We start from the raw sequence: 293 nt of genomic DNA on the forward strand, positions 1-293 counted from the left end.
ATCGATTTTGGAGATCTTCTGCGGGGCAAAAGCGCAACCTTCAAATTCTATACGAGGTTTACGGATCCGCAATTTGTGGATGGATGGGCCGGAAATGGTGATAAATGGCTTTTTAATAATGTCTATCTGACACGGGATGGAATACAGGGAAAAATACCGGCAGGTGCAGTGCAGTGGTATAGCAGCAAGGTGATCCAAAAAGATATCGAATATCCATACGATTATAAAACACATTATATCGGCTATAAAATAACCTTTAACCAAAACAAGATGGGAATGGAAGATATTCGGAT

At 40.3% G+C, this 293-nt stretch carries 1 protein-coding gene; it reads left to right on the forward strand.

Annotation, left to right across the window (positions count from 1 at the left end; translation table 11 throughout):
* A partial coding sequence (locus PZH32_RS13490) for a hypothetical protein (RefSeq protein WP_275208763.1) occupies nucleotides 1-293 on the forward strand: 293 nt, incomplete at both ends.

This window comes from Adlercreutzia equolifaciens, from assembly GCF_029076695.1.
Lineage (GTDB): Bacteria > Actinomycetota > Coriobacteriia > Coriobacteriales > Eggerthellaceae > Adlercreutzia > Adlercreutzia equolifaciens_A.